Origin of the sequence: Pseudomonas sp. 43NM1, from assembly GCF_002836905.1 — a bacterium.
Taxonomy (GTDB): domain Bacteria; phylum Pseudomonadota; class Gammaproteobacteria; order Pseudomonadales; family Pseudomonadaceae; genus Aquipseudomonas; species Aquipseudomonas prosekii.
This window is the reverse complement of sequence record NZ_MKGS01000165.1, coordinates 13,445-38,026: the sequence shown is the minus strand read 5'-3', so window position 1 is coordinate 38,026 and position 24,582 is coordinate 13,445. Positions and strand designations below refer to the sequence as shown.

The following is a 24,582-nucleotide window of genomic DNA, read 5'->3' as shown; positions in this document are numbered from 1 at the left end:
GGTTCTGTGTATGGCGCTAAATCCTGTGGGAGCTGAGCTTGCTCGCGATGGCGGTCTATCGGCTGACATGTTTATCAACTGACACGGCCCCTTCGCGGGCAAGCCTCGCTCCTACAGGTTTTGTGTATGGCGCATCATGCCCTTGTAGGAGCTGAGCTTGCTCGCGATGGCGGTGTATCAGCTGACATCTGCATCAACTGACACGGCCCCTTCGCGGGCAAGCCTTGCTCCTACAGGTTTTGCTATGCGGCGGAGCCGATGCCGGTGGTGGTGCGCAGGCGCCCTTCCAATCGGCGTTTCAAGCCGCGCGGTTCAATCACCAACTTCGAACCCTTCGCCGCATTCGCCCGACCCCACTCTTCAAGCAGTTCCAGACACGAATGGTCGATGTAGCTGAGGTTATTCAGCGGCACATGCACGGTCACGCCCGGTGGAATGGTCGCCAGCACTTGGGTCAGCGCCGGCACCTTGAGGAAGGTCCCCGCGCCGATCAGACGCAACTCCATCTCGCCGTCCTGCGGCAGGTCGATCAGGCTGATCTTCAGGCGCGAGGCCTTCCACGCCAGTTTCGCCAGGGTCAAACCGAAGCCGATCAATACGCCGGTCAGCAGGTCAGTGAAGATGATCGCCAGCGCGGTGGCCGCGTAGGTGAACATCGGCATCCGCCCGTAACGGCCCAAACCCCGAAAAGCCTTCATATCGACCAGTTTGAACCCGGTGTAGACCAGCACGCCCGCGAGGCTCGCCACCGGAATGCTTTGCAACACACTGGACAGCAACAGGACAAAACCGAGCAGCCACAAGCCGTGGAAGATCGTCGACATGCGCGTGGTGGCGCCAGCCTGAACGTTGGCCGAGCTGCGCACGATCACACCGGTCATCGGCAATGCGCCGAGCAAACCGCAGAGCATGTTGCCTACACCTTGCGCCGACAATTCGCGGTCGAAATCGGAACGTTCGCCGCTGTGCATGCGATCCACGGCGGCGGCGGACAGCAAGGTTTCGGCGCTGGCGATAAACGCCACGGCAAATGCCGCGATCAACAACGTCGGATCGGCGAGATTAAGCAGGTCCGCCGGTTTCAGCCAATCAATTGCTTCAGCCAGGTTGGCCGGGACTTCCACGCGTTTTACCTGCAACGCCAGGATCAAACTGGCAACGGTCGCCAAACCAACGCCGAGCAATGCACCCGGGATAAAGCGCAGCGAATGCGGGCGGAATTTTTCCCACAGCCACATCACCGCAATCGTCGACAAGCCGAGCAAACCGGCCTGCCAACCCAACGATGGCAAAGCCTGCATGACCGCCGCCGGGAACGCCGTCAGATTATCCAGCCCCGAAGGTTTGGGCACCGCATCGAGCATCACATGCACCTGTGATAACACGATCAACACGCCGATCCCGGCGAGCATGCCGTAGACCACCGCCGGGGCCGTGACGCGAAACCAGCAGCCGAGTTTCAGTCGCCCGGCGACCAATTGCAGAAACCCTGCGAGCAGCAGGATCGGCCCGAGCATGGCGATCCCGTGTTGGCGCACCAGCTCAAACACCAACACCGCCAGACCCGCCGCCGGGCCGCTGACTTGCAGCGGTGAACCGGCAATCCAGCCGACCACCAGGCCACCGATAATCCCGGTAATCAGGCCTTTGGCCGGCGGCAATCCCGACGCGATGGCGATGCCCATGCACAACGGCAGGGCCACCAGAAACACCACCACGGAAGCCAAAAGCTCCCGTGGCAGAACAGCTTTCATTTGTGCAGCACGCATGGGAGTTCTCCCCAATTTTCTTCAGGCGTGACAAAGCCAGGCTGCTTGAACAGCAGCCTCGGCTAAATCACACAGGGATTGTCAGGAGGACTTAGAAACGCGCTTTGGGCGTCGCCACCGGAATCGGATGACTGCCATCCAGGGGCAGGAAACAGCCCTGATCGGCGTCGTAAGCTCTGATTTCGCTGGTTTCGATGCTGTACACCCAGCCATGGATAAACAGCTGACCGTTGGCCATCCGCGAGGCCACCGATGGGTGTGTGCGTAGATGTTGCAGCTGAGCGATCACATTCTCTTCGGTGAGGATGTGCATGCTTTCGCCTTCGTCAACGCAATTGCAGTTTTCCTGGACCATGGTTTTCGCCACTTCGGCGTGCCGCAGCCAGGCTTTGACCGTGGGCATTTTTTCCAGGCTTTGCGGGTTCAGCACTGCGCGCATGGCGCCGCAGTCGGAGTGTCCGCAGATGATGATGTGCTGCACGCCCAGAGCGAGCACCGCGTATTCGATCGCGGTGGAAACGCCGCCGTTCATTTGCCCATAAGGTGGCACAACGTTGCCGACGTTACGGGTCACGAACAGATCGCCGGGGGAACTTTGGGTGATCAGTTCAGGAACGATGCGCGAATCAGCGCAGGTAATGAACATCGCCCGCGGGTTTTGCGCCGTGGCGAGTTTTTTGAAGAGCTCTTCCTGCTGCGGGAAAATCTCATGATGAAAGTGCAAAAAGCCGTCAACGATATGCTTCAGCGCTGCATCGGCGGATTCCGCATCAGCGTGGGGTGCAGAAGCCGACGCAGCCAACGGCTGTTTATCCTTGTCACTCATAATTCATCCTCTCTGACGGAGCCGGGGAATGTTCCCGTTAAGTCCGATATGAAGCCAGTGGCTGTTTAAAAAACGTCCAGGTCGAAGAAGCCGACCCGTCAGTCACTCGATGAACAAGGTAACCGTCGAAACTTAACTCAAACTGAATCAAAGGCTCTAGAGCGTGTGTTTCAGGTCACAAAATTTGTGACCGCGTAGTGGCCTAATGATTTTCAGGCTACCCAATATTGGGCTGATTGTCCCTAAATCAAAGACATTTGGCGACCCGGCGGACAGAAGGCATCGCAGTCCAGATCAAATCCGTCGCGATGGTTAAGCCCGAGGCGCTTGATGGCCTTGGCAAAACGTTGCGCCAACAGGTCGGCGAACGGCCCTTCGCCACGCATTCGCGCACCAAAGCGACTGTCGTAGAGCTCGCCGCCACGGCTCTGGCGGATCAGGCTCAGCACATGCGCGGCACGCTGCGGATAGTGCGCGGCCAGCCATTCCTCGAACAGCGGCGCGACCTCCAGTGGCAAGCGCAACATCATGTACGCCGCACTCTGCGCGCCAGCCGCGTGGGCCTCGGTCAGCAGGCTTTCGATTTCGCTGTCATTGATCATCGGGATCATCGGCGAACACAACACGCCGACCGGAATACCTGCCTCGCGCATCACCCGGATCGCCCGCAGCCGTGCTTTCGGCGCTGCGGCGCGGGGTTCGAGGATGCGTTTGAGTTCGTCGTCCAGCGTGGTCAGGCTGATCATCACCGCCACCAGCCGCTGCTCGGCCAGCTCGGTGAGCAAGTCGAGGTCACGCAGAATCAGCGAACCCTTGGTAATGATGGTCACCGGGTGCCGATAGCGCAGCAGCACTTCGAGGGTTTGCCGGGTGATTTTGTGCTCGCGCTCGATCGGCTGGTACGGGTCGGTGTTGGAGCCAAGGTTGATCGGCGCACATTGATAGCCGCGTTTCGACAGTTGCTCTTCGAGCACGTCTGCGGCGTTGGTCTTGGCGATCAGTTTGGTCTCGAAATCCAGCCCCGGCGACATGTCCCAATACGCGTGGCTGGGCCGCGCATAACAATAAATGCAGCCATGCTCGCAGCCGCGATAGGGATTGATCGAGCGGTCGAACGGCAGGTCGGGTGAATTGTTGCGGGTGATGATGGTTTTCGCCGTCTCGATCCGCACTTCCGTGCCCTGGGTGACCGGCACTTCCTGATACCAGCCATCGTCCTCCGCCACCGAGCGGTTCGGCGCAAAGCGGTTGTGCGGATTGGCAGCGGTGCCACGGCCGCGTGGCGGGAGAGGGGTGGACATCGGCAATTCTCGGAGGCTGTATGGGCGTACAGTACATCGCGTTAACTACCCGTGCCAGCACCGTTCGGCGTTTCCTCCTTTCTTGCTTTGCAGTGAGCTGTCTTCAAAGTTGTCGGGCAAAAATCCTGTGATACACAGTTTTCATGGAGGGGGCCCATTATTTTTACGCCAAAACACTAATGCAGATATCAAGCTCACTCGGTATGGGTTTTCCGAGCACACCTTCAATCTGCCGGACTTGCTCTGCTGTCAGCTCCACAACGCCATGTCTCACGCCATCTTCAAGGGACTCCCAGCCAACCAAATCAAGCACGGCCTGATTGAATTCTGGTGCGACGTCCAGCTCAAATTGCACAAACTCATTCTCGTGACCTTCAGGGAAAAAACCTTCGATACATAAAAACATAAATGACTCCCAGCTCTCACTTTGAAGGCGTCTTCCTTTTGGGCTCGCTTGACGAAGCGATCTTCATACGCCTGCTGTCTGGCGAGCATGTCGTCATAGGACTTTTGTCGGGCGTCACGCTCTGCCAGTTCAGTCGATGTCATATCCCGAAGGTAACGAACTCCAATACCTGAACCACCACCGCCACCACCCGATACCCAAACCTGAGGTATTTCCTTGTCGCGAGCCATCAAGCATCCCTGTTTCGCCGTTTAAATGCGCAAGGGACGCTACCCCATGTGGGTATGGCCTGAATGTAGGGCGGTTCTGAAAATTCGTGAAAGATCGTCTATCGCCGTGGATTGGCGGCGGTGCCACGGCCCCATGGCGGGAGGGGGTGGAAATGAAAACGCCTCGATACTGGTTCTATGAAGTAGCGAGGCGTTGCTCATCTGGCTAGTGCCGCTGGGCGATCAGTTCTTTTCGGTAACCTGGCCCAAATCGTCACCCGAGGTGGTTTTCATATCATCGCCACGCAATTCGGCAACGTCGCTGGCCTTGACCGGCGCGCCGGTGTTGCCCCAGCTGCCACGGATGAAACTGACTACGTCCGCGACTTCCTGATCCGACAAGCGCCAGGCAAAACCCGGCATGGTGAAGGTCGAGGGCGCCGTGTGCGTGGCGGGCAGCGTGTCGCCCTTGAGCACGATGTGAATCAGCGAGGTCGGGTCGTCCGTTTGCAGCACCGGGTTGCCCGCCAGCGCCGGGAACACGCGGGTATAGCCGTGGCCATCGGTGCGGTGGCACGCCGCGCAGTTGTCGATGTAGACCGCTGCGCCAGGCTTGCTGTCGTCACCCTTCCACAGCGCTTGCGCTACTTGTTTGTCGTACTGGTGCGGCTGGTCGTTGGGGTCGTTGGCCGGTAACGATTTGAGGTAGCGCGCAATCGCCGTCAGGTCGTTGTCGGTCATGTATTGCATGCTGTGGGTGACCACATCGCTCATCCCACCGAAGACTGCGCTACGGTCGCTGCGCCCGGTCTTGAGGAATTGCACCAATTGCGCTTCGCTCCAACTGCCGAGACCGTCCTTGTGGTCGCCACGCAGGCTTTTCGCGATCCAGCCTTCGAGCGGCGCACTGCCTGACAGAAAAGTACTGCCTTCGCCGGCATTCAGCGATTTTTCCTGCATGGTCAAGGCACGCGGCGTATGGCACGCGCCGCAATGTCCGAGGCCTTCGACCAGATAAGCCCCACGGCTGACCACCGCATCTTCGCCCGGTTTTGCCTGGTAATCCGCCACGTCCGGGGCAAACATCCAGCGCCAACCCATCAGCGGCCAACGCATGCTCAATGGCCACGGAATGTCGCTGGCGCGGTTTTCCTGCGCGACCGGCGCCACGCCGTGCATGAAGTAGGCGTACAAGGCTTGCATGTCAGCCTGAGTGACACTGGCGTAGGACGGATACGGCATCGCCGGGTACAACGTGCTGCCATTTTTCGCGACGCCATGGCGCACGGCTTTATCGAAGTCTTCGAAGCTGTAGTCACCGAGGCCGGTTTTGTCCGGGGTGATGTTGGTGGAATAGATGGTGCCGATCGGCGTTTCCATCGGCAGGCCACCGGCGAACGGCTTGCCGTCCTTGGCGGTGTGACAAGCGACACAGTCGCCGGCCCGGGCCAGGTATTCGCCTTGTTTGATCAGATTTTGATCAACTTCTGCCGCGCTGATTGAACTGCTGCCGAGCAGGGCCAACGTCGCGATAACGAGTGCTTTCATGGTCATCGCTCCTTAAGCCTGAACCAGCGGGCCGGGGTTTTTCAGGTATTGCTCGCGGATCGCCCGAGCCGACCAATACGTCAGCGCGGCGACCAGCCCTGTAGGGTTGTAGCCCAGGCCTTGTGGGAAAGCAGACGCGCCCGGCACGAAAACGTTGTGCACGTCCCAGCTCTGCAAATAACGGTTCAGCGCGCTGGTTTTCGGGTCGGTGCCCATGATCGCGCCACCGTTGAGGTGGGTGGTCTGATAGGAAGCGGTGTTGAAGTGATCGCCGACCTTTTTGCCAATCACGGCGATGGCTTTGGGGCCCATCGCTTCGGCGATCTTGCCCATTTTCTCGACCATGAAGCGGTTCATCTTGATGTCGTTTTCCTGCCAGTCGAACGTCATGCGCAGCAGCGGCAAGCCGTAGGCATCGCGGTAAACCGGGTCGAGATCGAGGTAGTTGCCGCGATAAGACTGATGCGCGCCGTGGGCGTCCATCGACACCTGGTGGGTGTAGTAATCGGCGGTCGCGCGTTTCCACGCACTGCCCCACGCCGGTGTGCCGGGCGGGTTCGAGGTCCCGGCAATCGGCCGGCTGCCGGCCTGGTTGACCCACATCGGCGAGCCACCGACGAAACCGTGCGGCCCGTGGTCGAAGTTGTCGGCATTGAAATCATCAATCGCCACGCCGTTGCCGCCGGCACCGATGAAGTTGTTGGTGTGGGTGTCTTTGTCGAAGAACGCCTTGATCGTGGCCATGTTCTGGTAGGCGAAGTTTTTTCCTACCACGCCTTCGCCGCTGATCGGGTCGTAAGGCTTGCCGATGCCCGAGAGCAACATCAATCGCACGTTATGAAACTGGAATGCGCCGAGGATCACCAGGTCGGCCGGCTGCTCGATTTCGCGGCCCTGACCGTCGATATACGTCACGCCAGTGGCTTTGGTCTTGGTGCTGTCGAGGTTGACCCGCAGCACATGGGAGTTGGGCCGCAATTCGAAATTCGGCAGAGGCTTGAGCGCCGGCAGAATGTTCACGTTCGGCGAAGCCTTGGAATACATGTAGCAAACGTAACCGCTGCAAAAACCGCAGAAGTTGCACGGGCCCATTTGTGCGCCGTAGGGATTGGTGTACGGGCCTGAAGTATTGGCTGACGGCAGGTTGTAGGGTTTGTACCCGACGGCTGTAGCGGCTTTCTGAAACAGCTGTGCGGAAACCGTGTTCTTCTGCGATTCCAGTGGAAACGGGTTCGAGCGATCCGGCGCGTAAGGGTTGCCGCCCTTGCCTTCGCCGACCAGTTGACCGTTTACCGTCCACGCCTGACCGGAAGTGCCGAAGACTTTTTCGGCGTAATCGAAAAACGGTTCCAGCTCTTCATAGCTGACGCCGAAGTCCTGAATGGTCATGTCTTTGGGGATGAAGTTTTTGCCGTAGCGTTCTTCGTAATGGCTGCGCATCCGCAGCTCGATCGGATCAACCCGAAAATGCACGCCGGACCAGTGCAGGCCCGCGCCGCCGACCCCATTGCCGGGCAGGAACGCGCCGAGTTGGCGATTCGGCAGGGCGATGTCATTGACGCTGTGACGGATGGTCACGGTCTCTTTGGAGATGTCCTGAAAGAGTTTTTTCCGCACGCTGTAGGTCAGTTCGTCAATTACCTGCGGATAGTTGCCGTCGGGGTAAGTGTCCTGCATCGGCCCGCGCTCCAGCGCCAGCACGTTGAGGCCCGCTTCTGTCAGCTCTTTGGCCATGATCGCGCCCGTCCAGCCGAAACCGACGATGACCGCATCAACCTTCTTCATTACCGTTGCCATGCTCAAGCCCTCTCGCCGCGAATCGACACTGCCGGGAAGGGGTATTGCTCGTTGCGTTCCACCCAATCCATGAAATCGGCGCGGGCGCCGGGGAAACCGATCATGGTCCAGCCGACCATGCCTTTATTGCCGCCGTGGATCGGGTCGCAGAAGAACCCTTCCTTGGTGTTCTGCAGCAGCAGGTTGAAGAAAATCTTCGCTGGGACAGTGTCGAATTGAGGTTTGCCGGCCTCGAGTTGCTTGAGCAAATCGTCTCGGGTAGCGCTGTCTTGCTCGGCAAATGTTTTGCCGTTGAGCGTTTTCGACCAGGCATCCGTGGCGGCGATGCCCAGGCGATAGATCTCTTTGGGCACCAATTTGCTCTGCCAGCCCATTTCCGCAGGGGCGTCGGCGTTGAACGGGCCTTGCATGAACCACAAGGCGCCGGCGGCATAAGGGGTGTTCATCTGGCGGTCGATGTATTCCGGAACGCCGGCCTCAAGTGCGCCCGGCCCTTGGGCGTCGCTCGGGATCAATTGCGCGACGGCGGCGTTGATGAACGTCCATTCTTCGGCGGTGAAGTAGTTGGGTTCATACACGCTGCTGCTGACCGGGGTTTTTGCCGGGGCGGGCGCTGCGGGCGCCGGCTCTGGGGCGGCGCGCAGGACAGTGCTGCCCAGCGCGGTGCTGGCCACGGTGACCACCGGGATCAAGGTCAGGGATTTGCGCAAAAACTCACGCCGGGGGTTGTCTCGATCTTGATCAGACATGGGGTGCACCTCATCAGGCATTGACGGTTTGTGAGCCGTTTCATCGAACGACTTTTCGTTTTGGCAGCGATGCATGGGGGCGGGCAATCGGTGAAAAAACCGCGCATCGGCAAACTTTGGTAACAAATGGTAGCAGGCTAAGCATCCGCAAAAATCGATTCAGCCCAAATAAATCGGCTTTTACGACGAAAGCAGTAGTCCTGCGGGCGGATTCACGATTCTTTGACGACCGGCTCACAAGTCGTTGACCGCCCCGGCGGCACGCTTGGCTTACCTTCCGCACGGTCGCTCAGCATGTCCAAAATCTTCTCTTCGATTTGCCTGTCATTGGTCGCGTTGTTCATGGTTCCACTGGCGCTGGCCGACGACATCGCGTCCACCAGGCCGGCGCAATGGGCGCAGTCGGTGGACCGCCAATACAACCTCTTTCAAATGTCGCCGAATCTCTACCGCAGCGCTTTGCCCGACGGCGGCGTGGTGCCGCTGCTGGACAGGCTCCAGGTCAAAACCGTGATCAATTTCCTGCCGGAAACGGATGCGCGCTGGTTGTCGGCGCCGGGCATCGAAAAGGTGCAATTGCCTTACCGCACCAGCCACGTCGATGACGCGCAGATCATCGCCGCCCTGCGCGCCATTCAAACCGCCGAGGCCAAGGGGTCGGTGTTGATGCACTGCAAGCACGGCTCTGATCGCACCGGCCTGATCGCCGCGATGTACCGCGTGGTGCTGCAGGGTTGGAGCAAGGAAGACGCGTTGAATGAAATGACCACCGGCGGTTTCGGCGACAGCAGCCATTTCAAGGACAGCGTTCGTTACATGATGCAGGCCGATACCGACCGACTGCGCACCGCGCTGGCCAACGGTGAATGCAGCACCAGTGCGTTTGCCGTGTGTTCGATGAAGAACTGGTTCCAGTCGGCCAATCTCGAGTCCGTCACGCAACCGGCGAAGTGACGCCGGTCGGGAACAGATCACCCAGCGCTCGACCGAGGAATTCCTCCAGCGAAACCATCAACGAGCGCGCATCCCCCGGGCCAAAAACCGCCTCGCGAAACGCCCGGCCGGTTTGCGCATTGAACACCCAGTCTCTATCGAAACGTTTGAACGCTTCGCTGGCCAGCACGCCCGACCATTTATAGGCGTAAACCGACGCTTCGTACCCGGTGGCCAGGTAGTCGAAACCGTTGGCGAAGCGTGCGTAGGCCGGCATTTTCAAGTGCGGCAAGCGGCGCTGCACGTCGGCGAAAACCTGCTGCGCGCTGCGCCCGTCGCCCTGGCAACAGTGCAACTCGAAATCGAAAGAAGCGCTCAGCAACAAGTACGCGGTGTCCCAACTGCTGTGTTTCTGAATGGCGCTCATCGCCGCGTTGACCCGCGCTTCGCTCAGGCGCTCACCGGTTTGATGGTGGGCCGCCAGCCACAGCAGAAACGCCGGGGACTGGCACCACAGCTCAAAGAATTGCCCGGCAAACTCCGCCGTATCGCGCCCGAGTTCGCTCACTCCTGACAGGTTGTAGTGCGTCGAACGGGTCAGCACTTGGTGCAGGCAATGCCCGAATTCGTGGAACAACACCCGCAGGTCCAGATGATTCAGCAAGCGCGGTTGACCTTCGGCGACCGCGGCGAAGTTGGCGAAGTTGGCGTGAAGAATCGCGATCGGCAACGTCTGTCGACCTTCGGCGTCGATTCGACGATTGCGCGGGGTGGCGGTCCAGGCAAAATCCGGCGCGGGCTGGCGATGGTAGGGATCAAGATAAATGTGCCCGATCACTTGGCCGTGCTCACTGACCTCAAACAATCGAACCTCGTCGTGCCAGCGCTCGAACAGGTTTTGCTCGACGATTTGAATGCCGAACATGCGTTCGCTGAACAGGCACAGTCGGCGCAGGGTGCCGTCGAACGGAAAATAGCTGCGCAGGTTTTTCAGCGCTGTTCCGAGATTGCGTTGGCGCAGTTTCTCGGCAAGAAACAAGTGATCCCAGGCCTGCACATCGGCCAATCCGAACTCGGCGGCAAGGGTCGCTATCGCCCGTGCATCGGCTTCGAAATGCGGCGTTTCCAGCGCCACTTGCTGGCGCAGAAAAGCGCTGACGCGCTCGGTCGAATCGGCCATGCGATTGGCCAGACTCAATTGCGCGAAGTTTTCATAGCCGAGCAGCAGCGCTTTGCGATGCCGCTGAGCCAGCAACAGGGCCAGCACTGGTTCATTGTCGAACTGCCCGGCGTGCGGGCCTTGATCGGAGGCGCGGGTGAAATACGCAGCGAAATACTCTTCGCGCAGGGCGCGGTTCTCGGCATAAGTCAGCACTTGATGACACGTGGCGCGGTCCAGCGGCAACAGCCAACCTGAGTGGCCGGCCTGCCGCGCATTCTCGGCGAGGCGATCCTGAGCGGCCTGGTTCAATCCTTTGAGGTGTTCGGCGTCATCGATGCGCTTGCTCCACGCCGCGTTGGCGTTGTCGAGGTTGTTCAGAAACAGACTTTGCAGCAGGCCGATGTCGTGATTGAGCTTCGCCAGGTTGCCCTGCTGTTCAGCGGACAACTCGATCCCCGACAAGCGAAACTCGCGGAGGATTTTCTCCAGCACCGCTTTGCGCGGTGCGTCGAAATTCACCGCAATCGCGCTTTGCGCCAGCGTTTGATACGCGCGGTACAACGCCAGATTGCTCGATTTATCCGCCAGGTAACGGTTCTGCGCCTCGGCACACACGGCGCTCGCCCGACGCCATGCATCGCCTTCGTGCTGCACGGTGTCGAGGGTGGCGATGATGGCCATCACTTCATCCAGCCGCGCATCGGTTTCAGCCACGGCCAGCACCAGATCGTCCCAGGTCGGGACGGCGGATTGCGTGGCGATGACGTCGGCGAGGACCTGACGGTTGTCAGCAATGATTTTTTCGACGGCGGGGATCAGATGTTCAGCGCGAATGGACGACCAGGGCGGCAGGTCCCAGCGCTGCAATAACGGATTGATATCAGGCATGGCATCTTCCTTGATGAGCGATTCAATCGGCTCAGCTTAAAAAGGAAGCGCAGGGCAGAGGTGGTAAACAGATACCACCTTGCACCCGTTCCGGTGTGCAAGGTGGGGGATGACTCAGTGCTGCTCGTCGGGCTTTTTCTTGAGCTTCGGGTTCGGGAAGAATTGCACTGCCTGAACCTTGGCGTCCGGCACTTTCAGCGCCGAAACGTTGACCCGCGTGCCCAATTCCTTGGGCACCGACAGGCCTTGCTCATTGAGCGTGTCGGAATAACCGCAAGCCACGCATTCGCGATGCGGGACCTCGTCTTCGTTCCACATCATCAATTTGTCCGGCTCGCTGCACGCCGGGCAGACCGCCCCGGCGATAAAGCGCTTCTTGGTGATCACAGGCCCGTCACTCATGCTGCCGCGTCCTCACTCAGGCCGCTGTGACGCAAGAGTGCGTCAATTGATGGCGCCCGGCCACGGAAGTCGACGAACAGCACCATCGGCGCCTGCGAACCGCCGCGCGCCAGGATCGCCTCGCGAAAGGCGCGCCCGGTTTCAGCATTGAGCACGCCGTCTTCTTCAAACTTCGAGAAGGCGTCTGCGGACAGCACTTCCGCCCACTTGTAGCTGTAATAACCCGCCGCGTAGCCGCCGGCGAAGATGTGCGCAAAGCTGTTCGGGAAGCGGTTGTAGGCCGGCGGACGCATCACCGAGACTTCGTCGCGCACGCCTTCGAGCACTTGCAGCACACTGCGGCCGTCGCCGTGGGTGGCGTGCAATTCGAAGTCGAACAGCGAGAATTCGAGCTGGCGGACCATCATCAGGCCGGACTGGAAGTTCTTCGCCGCGAGCATTTTGCCCAGCAGGTCTTGCGGCAGCGGTTCGCCGGTTTCGTAGTGACCGGAGATCAGCGCCAGGCCTTCCGGCTCCCAGCACCAGTTTTCCATGAACTGGCTTGGCAACTCGACCGCGTCCCACGCCACACCGTTGATGCCGGACACGCCAGCGTGCTCGACGCGGGTCAGCAGGTGATGCAAACCGTGACCGAATTCGTGGAACAGCGTGGTCACTTCATCGTGGGTCAGCAGCGCAGGTTTGCCGCTGTCGGCCGGGGTGAAGTTGCACACCAGATTGGCCACCGGGCTCTGCAACACGCCGTCAACCGTGCGACGACGGTCGCGAGCGCCGTCCATCCAGGCGCCGCCGCGCTTGTTGGCGCGCGCGTAGAGGTCGAAGAAGAAGCGGCCGACGTGCTGGCCGTTTTCCTTGATTTCGAACAGGCGCACGTCCGGGTGCCAGGTGTCGAAGCCTTGCTGCTCGGCGATTTCGATGCCGTACAGGCGCTGGACGATGGCAAACAAGCCGCCGAGCACTTTGTCGATCGGGAAGTACGCGCGAAGGGCTTCCTGGGCAACGCTGTAACGTTGTTCGCGAAGTTTTTCACCGTAGAAACCGCTGTCCCAACTTTGCAGGTCCGGGCAGCCCTGTTCGGCGGCGTAAGCCTTGAGTTGTTGCAGATCCTGCGCAGCGAACGGCTTGCTGCGCTTGGCCAGGTCACGCAGGAAGCTCAGGACCTGGTCGCTGGATTCGGCCATTTTGGTGGCAAGACTCAGTTCCGAGAAACTGGCGAAACCGAGCAACCTGGCCAATTCCTGACGCAGGTCGAGGATTTCTTCCATCACCGGGCCGTTGTCGTTCTGGCCGGCATTCGGGCCTTGGTCCGACGCGCGGGTGCAGTAGGCGGCGTAGACTTCTTCGCGCAGGGCGCGGTCGTGGGCGTAGGTCATCACCGCGTAATAGCTGGGGAATTCCAGGGTGATCAGGAAGCCTTCAAGGCCTTTGGCCTGCGCGGCGGCGGCCATTTGCGCCTTGGCCGAATCGGTCAGGCCGGCGAGGGTGGCTTCGTCGGTGACGTGTTTGGTCCAGGCTTGCGTGGCGTCGAGCAGTTGGTTGGAGAAGCGGCTGCCCAGTTCCGACAGCTTGCTTTGCACTTCGGCGTAGCGCTTTTGCTCGGCTTCCGGCAAGTCGATACCCGACAAACGGAAGTCGCGCAGGGCGTGTTCGAGGACAGTTTTCTGCGCCACATCGAAACCGGCGGCTTCGGGGCTGTTGGCCAGCGCTTCGAAGGCCTGGAACAATTCGCGGTTCTGGCCCAGCTCGGTGGAGTAGGCGCTCAGGGCTGGCAAGCAGGATTCGAAGGCTTCGCGCAATTCGGCGCTGTTGCACACGGCATTCAGGTGGCTGACCGGGCTCCAGGCTGCGCCGAGGCGGTCATTGAGTTCGTCCATCGCCAGCACCAGGCCGGCCCAGGTCGGTTGTTTGCCCTGGGTTTTGAGGATCTCGATAATGGCGGCGCGGTTGTCAGCCAGGATCTGTTCAATGGCCGGTTGCACGTGTTCGGCACGAATTGCCGAGAACGGCGGCAGGTCGTAGGACTGCAAAAGAGGGTTGTTCACGCTCACGGTTGGCACCTTGGCTGGAAGAAACATGCGGCCATCTTAATTACAATCGACGTTCACCGCAGCTATCAGCGACAGAGAGAGAACCTATCGTGACCCTTCGCAAGTATCTCAACCACACGCCGCTGCTGGGCAAAAGCGCTTTTGTCGACCGTTCGGCGGTGGTCATCGGCGACGTCGAAATCGGCGCAGACAGTTCCGTGTGGCCGCTGACGGTGATCCGCGGCGACATGCACCGCATCCGCATCGGCGCGCGCACCAGTGTTCAGGATGGCTGCGTGTTGCACATCACCCACGCCGGACCGTTCAATCCCGCTGGTTTTCCATGCCTGATCGGCGACGATGTGACCATCGCGCATAAAGTCATGCTGCACGGTTGCTCGATCGGCAGCCGCGTTCTGATCGGCATGGGCAGCATTGTCATGGACGGTGCGGTGGTCGAGGACGACGTGATCATCGGCGCCGGCAGCCTGGTGCCGCCGGGCAAACGCCTGGAAAGCGGATTTCTCTACGTCGGCAGCCCGGTGAAACAAATCCGCCCACTGTCCGACAAGGAAAACGCCTTTTTCACCTACAGCGCGGCGAACTACGTGAAGCTCAAAGACCTGCATCTGGCCGAAGGTTACGACCAGATCTGATCGCTCTCGATTAAACCGACCCGCTACTGCCCAGGAATTTTCATGCATCACCAAACAGTTTTATTCGACCTCGACGGCACCCTCACCGACCCGCGAGAGGGCATTACCCGTTCGATTCAATTTGCCCTGGCCAATCTGGGTATCGACGAGCCGGACCTGAGCAAACTCGAACACTTTATCGGCCCGCCGCTGTTGCAGGCGTTTATGCAGTTCTACGGTTTCGACGAAGCCAAGGCCTGGCAAGCGGTGAATTTTTACCGCGAACGTTTCAAAGTCACCGGGCTCTACGAAAACCGTGTGTTCGACGGCGTTACGCCATTGCTGGAAACCCTGATCGGGCAGGGCCGGCAGTTGTATATCGCGACGTCGAAACCGTGGATATTCGCCCGGGAAATCGCCCGGCATTTTGATTTCGCCAAACACTTCAAAGTGATTTACGGCAGTGAGCTGGATGGCACGCGGACCAATAAAGTCGAATTGATCGCCCATCTGATCGCCGAAGAAGGCCTCGACCCGGCGAACACCCTGATGATCGGCGACCGCAAACACGACTTGATCGGCGCCCGCAGCAATGGCTTGGCAGCCGTCGCAGTTGGTTACGGTTTCGGCAGCCACGCAGAACTCACCGCCGAAGCCCCGGCCTATCACTTTGAGACGCTGGATGAGATGCACCAAGCGTTTTTGCGCGGTTAGTCAGACCGCCATCGCGAGCAAGCTTTGCTCCCACAGATTTGTGGTGATCGCCGGTGGATGCGTCTATCTCAATCGGGTTGGACGTTAATGCATGCGCATATCGCAATCCTGTAGGAGCGAGGCTTGCCCGCGAAGGGGCCGTCCTAGACACATCCTGAGTCACTGTTTTAGCCCAGAATCTGCGTGTCGTCCTAGCCTCAAGATTCAAATCACGATCAGGGACGATCGATGTCGGACAAACTCAAGCACGCTAATCGATTGCGCACCGGCCGCTATTCAGAATCCGGACAGATCTATCTCCTGACGGCTGTGGTGTTGAATCGCGAGCCACTGTTTCAAGAATTCCGCTGCGGGCGCCTGGTCGTAGATGCCTTTAGAACGGCACAGCGCGAGGGATTCGCAACGTCATTAGCCTGGGTTGTCATGCCTGATCATTTTCATTGGCTGATTGAATTGAATAGCACTCAACTACCGACGTTGATGGCTCGGACCAAATCACGCGTTGCGGTGGCGCTAAATCGTTCGATAGGGCGCCAAGGCCCGGTTTGGCAACATGGTTACCACGATCGAGCGATTCGCAAGGAAGAGGATTTGTTGGCGGTTGCCCGGTATATCGTCCGCAATCCTATACGCGCGGGACTGGTTTCGAAGGCGGGGGATTATCCGTTGTGGGATGCGATTTGGTTGTGATGTCGAGGACGCCTTCGCGGGCAAGCCTCGCTCCTACAGGGTGGAGGTGTGCACACCATCCCCCCTGTAGGAGCAAGGCTTGCCCGCGAAGAGGCCGCATCACCCGCCGCTAATCTGCGCACCGGCCAACGCTCTCAACGCCGCTTTGCGCTCTTTAACCGGCAACTGGCCCAACTTCTCTACCTCGGCGTAAAACCTCAGCCAATCGCCATCAACCTGGCGGAATAACGCCGCGAAAGCCGGCACCCATTGGTCGTACAGGCCGAATGGCAGTAGCCGTGCGTTGTTCAGCGGTTGGTTGATCCAGGCGTCGTAGCGTTTGTCTCCGGCCCATTGGCTGTCGCGCAGTGCGCGGTAGTCGCTGCGTAGACGTTCGAATTCGGCAGCTTTGCGTTGGCGCATCTGCTCGGCGGCCAGCGGTTGGGCGTAGAGCTGTTCCAGGCGCGTGCGGGTGTCGAGGATCAGTTGGATGAACTGGTCGCGCTGGCGCGTCTGCGCGCCGATGTCGGGTGCGAGACCACGGCTGGCGCGCCATTGGCGGGTGCCTTCCTGCTCGACGAAGGTGGCGAAGGATTCATTGAATTCAGTGTCGTCCTGTACATAAAACTGCTGATGCGCCAGTTCGTGGAAGATCAGCGTCGACAGGCGTTCATCGCCCCAATGCATCATCGAGCTGATGATCGGATCGTTGAACCAGCCCAGCGTCGAATACGCCTCGACGCCGCCAATCGCCACGTCCATGCCTTGCAAACGCTGAATGGCCGCCTCGCCTCGCGCGGCGCTTTGGCTGTAATAGCCGCGATAGGCCACGCAACCGGCGATCGGAAAACAATGATTGTGCGGCGTCAGGGAAAATTCCGCCGTGGCGAACACATTCCACACCACATACGGCCGGCCAATATCGGCGTACAGCCGATAGCTCTGGTTATCCGGCAGGTGCAAATGCGCGCTGGCGAACGTTCTGGCCTTTTGCGATTGCGCCAGGTGCGCGTGCAATTGGCCATCACGCTGAGGGTCGGCAACCACCTCGGCAACCGGCTCGCGGGCGCGCAGCAACTGCAACTGACCCGACGCCAATTGCCCGTAATAGCTGACGCTGGCGCAACCGTTGAGCAACAAAAACAACACACCCGGAAACAAAACGCGCAAAACGCGATCAAGTAACCCAAGGCTTGGACACGGCCTGATCAAAATAAAAACATCCCTGGAAGTCTGCCGACAAGACTATCCCGCTTGACTGGAGCTCCGCTATGCGCAAGTTGATGCTGACCGCAAGCCTGCTGACACTGGCTGGTTGTGCCGGTTTTGGAATGCCCGACCCTGATCCGGCGCAAGCCTGGATCGACCTCGATTCGAAACAGGATGACGCCGCGCTGCAAGCGCTGAAAGTCGACGACAAAGCGGCCACCGACCGACGTTATTTTGAAGTGCAGCCCGGCAGCCATGAGCTGAAGGTGCGTTACCAGTTCGCGGTGCAGCCGACCAATATCGGCCCGACCAGCGAACCGCTGTGGCGCGATTGTCAGTTGAGTGTGAAATTCAAGGAATTCAACGCCGGCCAGCGCTATCAGCTGCAGGCGGGGAATATCGGCTTCCGGCCATGGGCGAAGCTCTACGACCAGCAGCAGAAGGTCATTGGCCAAGGCACACCGGCGGGCTGCCAGAGCACTTGATCGGCGCTATGCTGAATGACTGATCTTCGGGAAATTCATCATGCGCAGGTTTTTGTTGCTGCTCGTTGCAGGCGTTGTATCCGGTTGCGCGAGCCCGTTGCCTGCGGTCGATCCGCAAATGGCCTGGATCGACCTTGCCACGCCAACGCCGGGTGGCAAGCTGCTGATGGCCGAACGCCTGGATAAACAGCGCTTAGCCGATGGCCGCTACTTCCAGGTAACGCCCGGCAGCCACGAATTGATCGTGCGCTTCGACTTCGAGATCTTTGGCGGCGGGCTGGGGATTTTCAGCGATCCCCAGGAGCGGCTGTGCTACATGATCGTGCAATACGACCATTTCGAGGCCGGCCAACGTTATCGTCTTGAAGGCCGATCCCTTTCCTTTACCCCGAGCGCGCGATTGCTCGATGCAAGGGGTGAGATTGTCGCCGAAGAACGACAGATCAACTGCGTGCCTTAGGCTGGCCAACATCAGCGGGCTGATCAACGCCAGCAGGTGGCTGAGTGCCAATAGGCTGATCATCGCCATTTTTTTGATAAATGATGGCTTTGGTACCGTTCTCGCAGCTGCCGACGACCATGGCGATGTCGTGCTTTTCAGCTTCTTCCTTGGTGATAATCTCCAGCGTGTAGGACGGCACGGCCCTTGCCTGGATCTTCACTTCAATCTCATTTTTGAGTTCTTCACAATCTTTGATCTCGGCGAAGGCCGAGGTCGCCAGCGAACAGCAGAAAATCGCCAGGGCAAAACGTTTCATGGTTGAAGCTCCTTGAGGCAGCGCGCAGGTTGCTGCGCTTTAGCTGCTGTCGCCAATTCGACCACAGTTTTGCCGAGCGCGTGCTGACTTCGCTCACAAACCGGGGTTTTAGCTGTTGGTATTCAAGCGTTTGCAAAGTTGCCATCGCGAACAGGCTCGCTCCCGCCAATGGAAATGCATTCCAGGGGTGGTAGCGAGCCTGCTTGCGAAAGCGTCGGCGCCATCAGCGCCGACTCAAGCCTTGTCGATCAGCTGACCAGCGTTGCATCCAGGCTGATTTTCGCATTCAGCACTTTGGAAACCGGGCAGCCTTCTTTGGCCTTGTTACTCAATTCTTCGAACTGAGCCTGGCTCGCGCCAGGAATTTTAGCCTTGAGGATCAGCTTCACCGCAGTGATCGCGAATCCGCCTTCCACCTGGTCCAGAGTCACTTCGGCGTTGGTGTCGATGCTTTCAGCCGTCAGGCCGGCATCGCCGAGGATCATCGAGAACGCCATGGAGAAACAGCCTGCGTGGGCTGCGCCAATCAGTTCTTCCGGATTGGTGCCCTTGCCGCCCTCGAAACGGGCCTTGAAGCCGTAGGGCGCTTCTCTGAGTACACCGGTTTCAGTGGAAATAGAGCCGATGCCGGTTTTCAGGTCACCTTCCCAATGAGCCGATGCTTTCTTCGTGATAGCCATGTCTGCCTCCTCAAGATCCGGCGCGAGCGTCGCGCCTTCGTGGTTTTCGGTTGCTAGGGTTCTGAGGATAGAAGACTGGGCAAAGTTCATCTTGTCGGAACAAACCGCTTATCTGGTAGGCAAATTCGTCGCTGCTATTGAAACTCGGGTATATGCCCTCATTGCATAGGGAACGCTTTAAGACTCGGCAGGTTTTCGTTCGTGAAAAACCTGCGACCCCATTGGAGAAGCAGGTTTATGAAACGACTGTCCGATATCAAATACTCGACCCTCGATCTGGTGCCGGTGCGCGAAAATGGCAGCGCTGGCGAGTCGCTGCGCAATTCCCTGGACCTGGCGCAACACGTTGAAAAGTTCGGCTACACGCGATTCTGGGTGGCCGAACACCACAACATGGACGGCATTGCCAGTTCGGCGACCTCGGTGTTGCTCGGTTATCTGGCGGGCGGCACTTCGACCATTCGTGTCGGCTCCGGTGGGGTGATGCTGCCCAATCATGCGCCGTTGGTCATTGCCGAACAGTTCGGCACCCTCGAAAGTCTCTACCCCGGCCGCATCGACTTGGGCCTGGGCCGCGCGCCCGGTTCGGATCAGATGACCGCCCGCGCGCTGCGTCGTGAACGCTCCGGCAGCGCTGATGAATTTCCACAAGATGTTGCAGAATTGATGCGTTACCTCGGCCCGCGCACGCCGGATCAACGGATCATCGCGATGCCGGGCACGGGCACCAATGTGCCGGTGTGGTTGCTTGGTTCCAGCCTGTTCAGCGCGCAATTGGCCGGCGAGCGCGGGTTGCCCTACGCCTTCGCCTCACATTTCGCCCCGCGTTTCATGCACGAGGCGATTCGCGTCTACCGCAATCACTTCAAGCCGTCGGCGACGTTGGACAAACCTTACGTGATGCTTGGCGTGCCACTGGTGGCGGCGGATACCGACGAACAGGCCGATTACCTGGCGACCTCGGTCTACCAGCGAATTCTCGCGTTGATGCGTGGCCAGAGCCTGGTGCAACGTCCGCCGGTGAAAACCATGGACGGCTTATGGTTGCCGCACGAGAAGGAAGCGGTCGGCGATTTCCTTGGTCTGGCGATGGTCGGCAGCCCGGAGAAAATCCGCGCGAAGCTGGAAGTGCTGGTCGAGCAGACCCAGGCTGATGAGCTGATCTTTACCAGCGACCTCTACGAACATGCCGATCGCGTGCGCTCGTACGAGTTGCTGGCGCAGGCAATGAAGGGCTAAGGCCCAGATCGCGCGCAGAAAAAAGCCGACTTCTTTAAGTCGGCTTTTTCATTTCACACAAGCGAAATCAGCCTCGTTTGTAGACGATTTCCTTGCTGCCGCCTTCACAGGTGCCGACAACTTTGCCGTCAGCCGCCGTGCCCTTATCGACGATATCCAATGTGTAGCTTGATGCACCTTTGGCATCGATCTTCGCAGCGATTTCCGCTTTCAGCTCTTCACATGGCTTGCCGGCAGCCAACGCTGTACCGGCAAGGCTCAACAAACCTACTGCCAAAATAAACTTCTTCATCGGTCGCATTCCCTGGTCGGATCAATAGGGGCACCCGGCGATTAGCCAGGTGCACATGTAACGCTTTGCCATTCCCTATGGCACTCGGCCAGCGCGCAAGTTCAGAAGACTAGCCCAAACTCAGCTGCTGGCAATCCTGAACCCGACTTTGAGTGTCACTTGAAAATGCGCAGCCTTGCCGTTCTCGATGTGGCCGCGGGTTTCGGTCACTTCAAACCATTCGAGGTGTTTCAGGCTCTTGCTGGCTTCGGCCAGCGCATTGTTGATGGCGTCTTCGATGCTGGTGGGGGACGAGCCGACCAGCTCGACTTTTTTGTACGTGTGATGGTCAGTCATAGCGTTCTCCTTGGGGTATGAAATACAGCCTAGCAGTGATTTTTCGTATTACTTCTGTCGGCTATTCCCACAGCAAAGTTCAGAATTAATGCACTTTCTCAGAAGGCTGAAGTCCCAACCAACACACGCTACTCATCACCAATGAAGGAGAGCCAACATGGCCAACACCTCTTTACGTAAAGCCTCATTGCAAAGCATGGAAGCCGAGATCGAGAGTCTTCTCAAGTCGCTGGAAAGCCTGAAGGACGACGCTTCGGACGAGTCGCGCAAAACTCTCAAGGTATTGAAAAGCAACGCCGAGAGCGCGCTGAAGCACTCGCGCCACTTGCTCGCCGATGCTTATGAAGAAGTCAAAGTGAAGACCCGCGAAACCGGGATCGCCACTCGTGATTACGCTCAGGAACACCCTTGGACTACAGCGGGTGTCGCTGTTGGCGCCCTGGGCCTGCTCGCAGCCTACTTGCTGTGCAAACGCGGTGACTGATCCGCTTGGCGCAGCTCGTTTTTCAGCCACTGCGCCAATTGCCGAGCGCGCCCGTCTGCGGCGCGTTTAGGTAGCCACAACGCCAGTTGCGCCGGGGTTTCACTGAAACCCCACGGCGCAACCAGGCGACCGGCCTTCAAGTCCTCGGCCACCAGCGGCTCCGGGGCAATCGCGACACCCAGCCCGGCGACCGCCGCTTCCAGCAAATAATACAAATGCTCAAAGCCCTGCCCGAACTTCAACGCCTTGGCGTCGAGGCCGCTTTGCTGTGCCCAGCTCGGCCAGGCTTGCGGGCGCGAAGTGGTGTGCAACAGCGGTTCATTCAGCAGCGCCTCTGGTGCAGCGTCCTGCAAATTGGCGTAACCGGCGTAGCGCGGGCTCATGACCGGGCCGATGCGCTCGCTGGCCAATTCGTAAACTTGTATGTCGGCGGGCCACGGGGGCTCGGCGAATACCAGCAAAGCGTCGAGCCCCGGCCGTCGAGGGTCGAGGTCGCCTTCACCGGCAGACAAGTGCAGGCGCAAGTCCGGCAGGTCCGCGTTGAGGCGGCCGAGGCGCGGAATAAACCAGCGCGCGAGCAAGCTGCCGGATAAACCGAGGACGAACGGCGCGTCGGCAGTGCTCTGGGTCAATTCGGCGCAAACCGTGCGCAAGCGCTCGAACGCTTCGCCGCTGGCATCGCGTAACCGCACGCCGGCATCTGTGAGTTTAAGGCCTCGACCTTCCTTGACGAAAAGGCTGACGCCGAGGTGTTCCTCAAGCACTTTCAGCTGCCGACTGACGGCGCCATGGGTGACGTGCAGCTGCTCGGCGGCCTGACTGACGCTGTTCAGGCGGGCGGTCGCTTCGAAGGCGCGAAGGGCGTTCAGCGGAGGAAGGTCGTGGCTCATGGTATCTGTGAGTTTTCCTGACAGGTTGCGGCGATCTTATCGGTTTTCAGTCCAGGGCGTCAGGGGTAGAGTGGGCGCCATTGTCATTTCACGAATTCCTTTGGAGCAGCGCCCATGACCCAGACTAATCTGCGCAACGGCCCCGACGCCAACGGCCTGTTTGGCGCGTTCGGCGGCCGTTATGTCGCCGAAACCCTGATGCCGTTGATCCTCGAGCTGGCCCGTGAGTATGAGCTGGCTCAGGAAGATCCTGCGTTCAAAGAGGAATTGGCCTACTTCCAGCGCGACTACGTCGGACGTCCAAGCCCGCTGTATTACGCGGAACGCCTGACCGAATTCTGCGGCGGCGCGAAAATCTACCTGAAGCGCGAAGAGCTGAACCACACCGGCGCGCACAAGATCAACAACTGCATCGGCCAGATCCTGCTGGCGCGGCGCATGGGCAAAAAACGCATCATCGCCGAAACCGGCGCCGGCATGCACGGCGTGGCAACCGCCACCGTGGCCGCGCGTTTTGGTCTCGATTGCGTCATCTATATGGGCACCACTGACATCGAACGTCAGCAGGCCAACGTTTTCCGCATGAAGCTGCTGGGCGCCGAAGTGATTCCGGTGGTTGCCGGCACCGGCACGCTGAAAGACGCGATGAACGAAGCCCTGCGTGACTGGGTGACCAACGTCGACAGCACGTTCTACCTGATCGGCACCGTTGCTGGCCCGCATCCTTATCCGGCAATGGTGCGTGATTTCCAAGCGGTGATCGGCAAGGAAACCCGCGACCAGTTGCAAGCTCAGGAAGGTCGTCTGCCGGACAGCCTGGTGGCGTGCATTGGCGGTGGCTCGAATGCCATGGGCCTGTTTCACCCGTTCCTGGATGACACCAGCGTCGAGATCATCGGCGTTGAAGCGGCCGGCCACGGCATCGAAACCGGTAAGCACGCGGCGAGCCTCAACGGCGGCGTGCCGGGTGTGTTGCACGGCAACCGCACGTTCCTGTTGCAGGACGACGACGGCCAGATCATCGACGCGCACTCGATTTCCGCCGGCCTCGACTATCCGGGCATCGGCCCTGAACACGCGTGGTTGCATGACATCGGCCGCGTCCAGTACACCTCGGTGACCGACGACGAAGCCCTCGATGCGTTCCACAAATGCTGCCGTCTGGAAGGGATTATTCCGGCACTGGAAAGTGCGCATGCCCTGGCCGAAGTATTCAAACGCGCACCGAACCTGCCAAGCGATCACCTGATGGTGGTCAACCTGTCCGGCCGTGGCGACAAAGACATGCAAACCGTGATGCACCACATGGAGCAGTCACAAAAAGCGCAATCCCAGCAGGAGAAACACTGATGAGCCGCCTGCAAACGCGTTTTGCCGAACTCAAGGAACAGAACCGCGCGGCCCTGGTGACTTTCGTCACTGCCGGCGACCCGAGCTATGACACTTCGCTGGCGATCCTCAAAGGCTTGCCCGCTGCTGGTGCTGATGTGATCGAGTTGGGCATGCCCTTCACCGATCCGATGGCCGACGGCCCGGCGATCCAGTTGGCGAACATTCGCGCACTGGCCGCCAAGCAGAACCTGGCGAAAACCCTGCAAATGGTTCGCGAATTCCGCGAGGGCAACAGCGATACGCCGCTGGTGCTGATGGGTTATTTCAACCCGATTCATATGTATGGCGTCGAGCGCTTTATCGGCGATGCCAAAGAGGCCGGGGTTGACGGTCTGATCGTGGTCGATCTGCCGCCGGAGCATAACGGCGAGCTGTGTGACCCGGCGCAGGCTGCCGGGCTGGATTTCATCCGCCTGACCACGCCGACCACTGACGATGTGCGTCTGCCGACGGTTTTGAATGGCAGTTCGGGTTTCGTCTATTACGTTTCGGTGGCCGGCGTGACCGGCGCTGGCGCAGCGACGCTGGAGCATGTCGAAGAAGCGGTTGCGCGTCTGCGTCGCCACACCGATCTGCCGATCAGCATTGGTTTCGGCATTCGTACGCCGGAGCAGGCTGCGGCGATCGCGCGTCTGGCCGACGGTGTGGTGGTGGGTTCGGCATTGATCGATCACATCGCCAATGCGTCGACGCCGGATCAGGCGATCGACGGTGTCCTGAGCCTCTGCGCAGCGCTGGCCGATGGCGTGCGTAAGGCCCGCGTCAGCTGAAGGTAAAGTTCC

25 protein-coding genes and 1 pseudogene are annotated in these 24,582 nt (G+C 59.5%); 10 read left to right on the top strand and 16 right to left on the bottom strand.

Annotation, left to right across the window (positions count from 1 at the left end; all coding sequences use genetic code 11):
* Positions 1-242: 242 nt before the first annotated feature.
* From BI292_RS20560 to BI292_RS20525, 7 genes are all read right to left on the bottom strand, one after another.
* Complete coding sequence (locus tag BI292_RS20560) at positions 243-1,769, bottom strand: SulP family inorganic anion transporter (RefSeq protein ID WP_101208967.1); 1,527 nt, start codon at positions 1,767-1,769, stop codon at positions 243-245.
* A 91-nt stretch (positions 1,770-1,860) separates the two neighbouring features.
* The gene (locus BI292_RS20555) at positions 1,861-2,595 is read right to left on the bottom strand and encodes a carbonic anhydrase (protein ID WP_101208966.1); all 735 of its coding nucleotides are present in this window, start codon (positions 2,593-2,595) and stop codon (positions 1,861-1,863) included.
* A 242-nt stretch (positions 2,596-2,837) separates the two neighbouring features.
* Positions 2,838-3,896, bottom strand: a complete 1,059-nt coding sequence (locus BI292_RS20550) for a PA0069 family radical SAM protein (RefSeq protein WP_101208965.1) — start codon at positions 3,894-3,896, stop codon at positions 2,838-2,840.
* Between the two features lie 163 nt (positions 3,897-4,059).
* Positions 4,060-4,302, bottom strand: a complete 243-nt coding sequence (locus BI292_RS20545; protein WP_101208964.1) for a pyocin S6 family toxin immunity protein — start codon at positions 4,300-4,302, stop codon at positions 4,060-4,062.
* 452 nt (positions 4,303-4,754) lie between these two features.
* Entirely contained in the window at positions 4,755-6,059 is a 1,305-nt protein-coding gene (locus BI292_RS20535; RefSeq protein ID WP_101208963.1) for a cytochrome c, read from the bottom strand.
* A 12-nt stretch (positions 6,060-6,071) separates the two neighbouring features.
* On the bottom strand, positions 6,072-7,856 hold the full coding sequence (locus BI292_RS20530; RefSeq protein WP_101208962.1) for a GMC family oxidoreductase: 1,785 nt from the start codon (positions 7,854-7,856) through the stop codon (positions 6,072-6,074).
* Between the two features lie 2 nt (positions 7,857-7,858).
* Entirely contained in the window at positions 7,859-8,605 is a 747-nt protein-coding gene (locus tag BI292_RS20525) for a gluconate 2-dehydrogenase subunit 3 family protein (RefSeq protein WP_092281588.1), read from the bottom strand.
* Positions 8,606-8,899: 294 nt separating this feature from the next.
* On the opposite strand from BI292_RS20525, the gene BI292_RS20520 reads away from it, so the two are divergent.
* On the top strand, positions 8,900-9,559 hold the full coding sequence (locus tag BI292_RS20520; RefSeq protein WP_101208961.1) for a dual specificity protein phosphatase family protein: 660 nt from the start codon (positions 8,900-8,902) through the stop codon (positions 9,557-9,559).
* Here BI292_RS20520 and BI292_RS20515 read toward each other — a convergent pair.
* From BI292_RS20515 to prlC, 3 genes are all read right to left on the bottom strand, one after another.
* Positions 9,540-11,588, bottom strand: coding sequence for a M3 family metallopeptidase (locus BI292_RS20515; protein ID WP_101208960.1), 2,049 nt, complete (start codon positions 11,586-11,588; stop codon positions 9,540-9,542). The genes BI292_RS20520 and BI292_RS20515 overlap by 20 nt on opposite strands.
* Positions 11,589-11,702: 114 nt before the next feature.
* Positions 11,703-11,990, bottom strand: coding sequence for a YheV family putative zinc ribbon protein (locus BI292_RS20510; protein WP_092275451.1), 288 nt, complete (start codon positions 11,988-11,990; stop codon positions 11,703-11,705).
* Positions 11,987-14,065 (bottom strand): oligopeptidase A, encoded by a 2,079-nt coding sequence (gene prlC / locus BI292_RS20505; protein WP_178076606.1) that lies wholly within the window; start codon positions 14,063-14,065, stop codon positions 11,987-11,989. Before prlC ends, BI292_RS20510 begins: the two co-directional genes overlap by 4 nt.
* Before the next feature lie 62 nt (positions 14,066-14,127).
* On the opposite strand from prlC, the gene BI292_RS20500 reads away from it, so the two are divergent.
* From BI292_RS20500 to BI292_RS20490, 3 genes are all read left to right on the top strand, one after another.
* Positions 14,128-14,673, top strand: a complete 546-nt coding sequence (locus tag BI292_RS20500; RefSeq protein ID WP_101208959.1) for a gamma carbonic anhydrase family protein — start codon at positions 14,128-14,130, stop codon at positions 14,671-14,673.
* A gap of 42 nt (positions 14,674-14,715) precedes the next feature.
* On the top strand, positions 14,716-15,366 hold the full coding sequence (locus BI292_RS20495) for an HAD family hydrolase (RefSeq protein ID WP_092275444.1): 651 nt from the start codon (positions 14,716-14,718) through the stop codon (positions 15,364-15,366).
* A gap of 228 nt (positions 15,367-15,594) precedes the next feature.
* Positions 15,595-16,056 carry a transposase gene (locus tag BI292_RS20490; protein ID WP_101208958.1) on the top strand — a complete coding sequence of 154 codons (462 nt, stop codon included), beginning with the start codon at positions 15,595-15,597 and terminating at the stop codon, positions 16,054-16,056.
* A 99-nt stretch (positions 16,057-16,155) separates the two neighbouring features.
* Here the strand turns inward: BI292_RS20490 and BI292_RS20485 are convergent, their stop codons facing one another.
* Positions 16,156-17,247 (bottom strand): aminopeptidase, encoded by a 1,092-nt coding sequence (locus tag BI292_RS20485; RefSeq protein WP_101208957.1) that lies wholly within the window; start codon positions 17,245-17,247, stop codon positions 16,156-16,158.
* Between the two features lie 59 nt (positions 17,248-17,306).
* Between BI292_RS20485 and BI292_RS20480 the strand changes: the two genes are divergently transcribed.
* Entirely contained in the window at positions 17,307-17,729 is a 423-nt protein-coding gene (locus BI292_RS20480; RefSeq protein WP_092275435.1) for a hypothetical protein, read from the top strand.
* A gap of 40 nt (positions 17,730-17,769) precedes the next feature.
* Complete coding sequence (locus BI292_RS20475) at positions 17,770-18,189, top strand: hypothetical protein (RefSeq protein ID WP_092275432.1); 420 nt, start codon at positions 17,770-17,772, stop codon at positions 18,187-18,189.
* Positions 18,190-18,256: 67 nt separating this feature from the next.
* Here BI292_RS20475 and BI292_RS20470 read toward each other — a convergent pair.
* Both BI292_RS20470 and BI292_RS20465 read right to left on the bottom strand, forming a co-directional pair.
* Positions 18,257-18,487 (bottom strand): annotated as a pseudogene (locus BI292_RS20470) (DUF1161 domain-containing protein); the annotation flags it as partial.
* A gap of 248 nt (positions 18,488-18,735) precedes the next feature.
* On the bottom strand, positions 18,736-19,167 hold the full coding sequence (locus tag BI292_RS20465; protein ID WP_092275426.1) for an OsmC family protein: 432 nt from the start codon (positions 19,165-19,167) through the stop codon (positions 18,736-18,738).
* A gap of 237 nt (positions 19,168-19,404) precedes the next feature.
* On the opposite strand from BI292_RS20465, the gene BI292_RS20460 reads away from it, so the two are divergent.
* The gene (locus tag BI292_RS20460) at positions 19,405-20,406 is read left to right on the top strand and encodes an LLM class flavin-dependent oxidoreductase (RefSeq protein WP_101208955.1); all 1,002 of its coding nucleotides are present in this window, start codon (positions 19,405-19,407) and stop codon (positions 20,404-20,406) included.
* Positions 20,407-20,473: 67 nt separating this feature from the next.
* On the opposite strand, the gene BI292_RS20455 is transcribed toward BI292_RS20460, so the two are convergent.
* Together BI292_RS20455 and BI292_RS20450 are read right to left on the bottom strand one after the other, a co-directional pair.
* Positions 20,474-20,698 (bottom strand): DUF1161 domain-containing protein, encoded by a 225-nt coding sequence (locus tag BI292_RS20455; protein ID WP_092275419.1) that lies wholly within the window; start codon positions 20,696-20,698, stop codon positions 20,474-20,476.
* A 120-nt stretch (positions 20,699-20,818) separates the two neighbouring features.
* Positions 20,819-21,034: a dodecin gene (locus tag BI292_RS20450; protein ID WP_092275415.1), complete on the bottom strand. Its 216-nt coding sequence runs from the start codon at positions 21,032-21,034 to the stop codon at positions 20,819-20,821.
* A gap of 157 nt (positions 21,035-21,191) precedes the next feature.
* Between BI292_RS20450 and BI292_RS20445 the strand changes: the two genes are divergently transcribed.
* Positions 21,192-21,518, top strand: coding sequence for a YqjD family protein (locus tag BI292_RS20445; RefSeq protein WP_092275412.1), 327 nt, complete (start codon positions 21,192-21,194; stop codon positions 21,516-21,518).
* Here the strand turns inward: BI292_RS20445 and BI292_RS20440 are convergent.
* Positions 21,491-22,408, bottom strand: coding sequence for a LysR family transcriptional regulator (locus BI292_RS20440; RefSeq protein ID WP_092275409.1), 918 nt, complete (start codon positions 22,406-22,408; stop codon positions 21,491-21,493). The genes BI292_RS20445 and BI292_RS20440 overlap by 28 nt on opposite strands.
* 114 nt (positions 22,409-22,522) lie before the next feature.
* Here BI292_RS20440 and trpB point away from each other — a divergent pair, with 114 nt between their 5' ends.
* Positions 22,523-23,758, top strand: a complete 1,236-nt coding sequence (gene trpB, locus BI292_RS20435) for a tryptophan synthase subunit beta (RefSeq protein ID WP_101208954.1) — start codon at positions 22,523-22,525, stop codon at positions 23,756-23,758.
* On the top strand, positions 23,758-24,570 hold the full coding sequence (trpA, locus tag BI292_RS20430; protein WP_092275403.1) for a tryptophan synthase subunit alpha: 813 nt from the start codon (positions 23,758-23,760) through the stop codon (positions 24,568-24,570). Before trpB ends, trpA begins: the two co-directional genes overlap by 1 nt.
* Positions 24,571-24,582 lie beyond the last annotated feature (12 nt).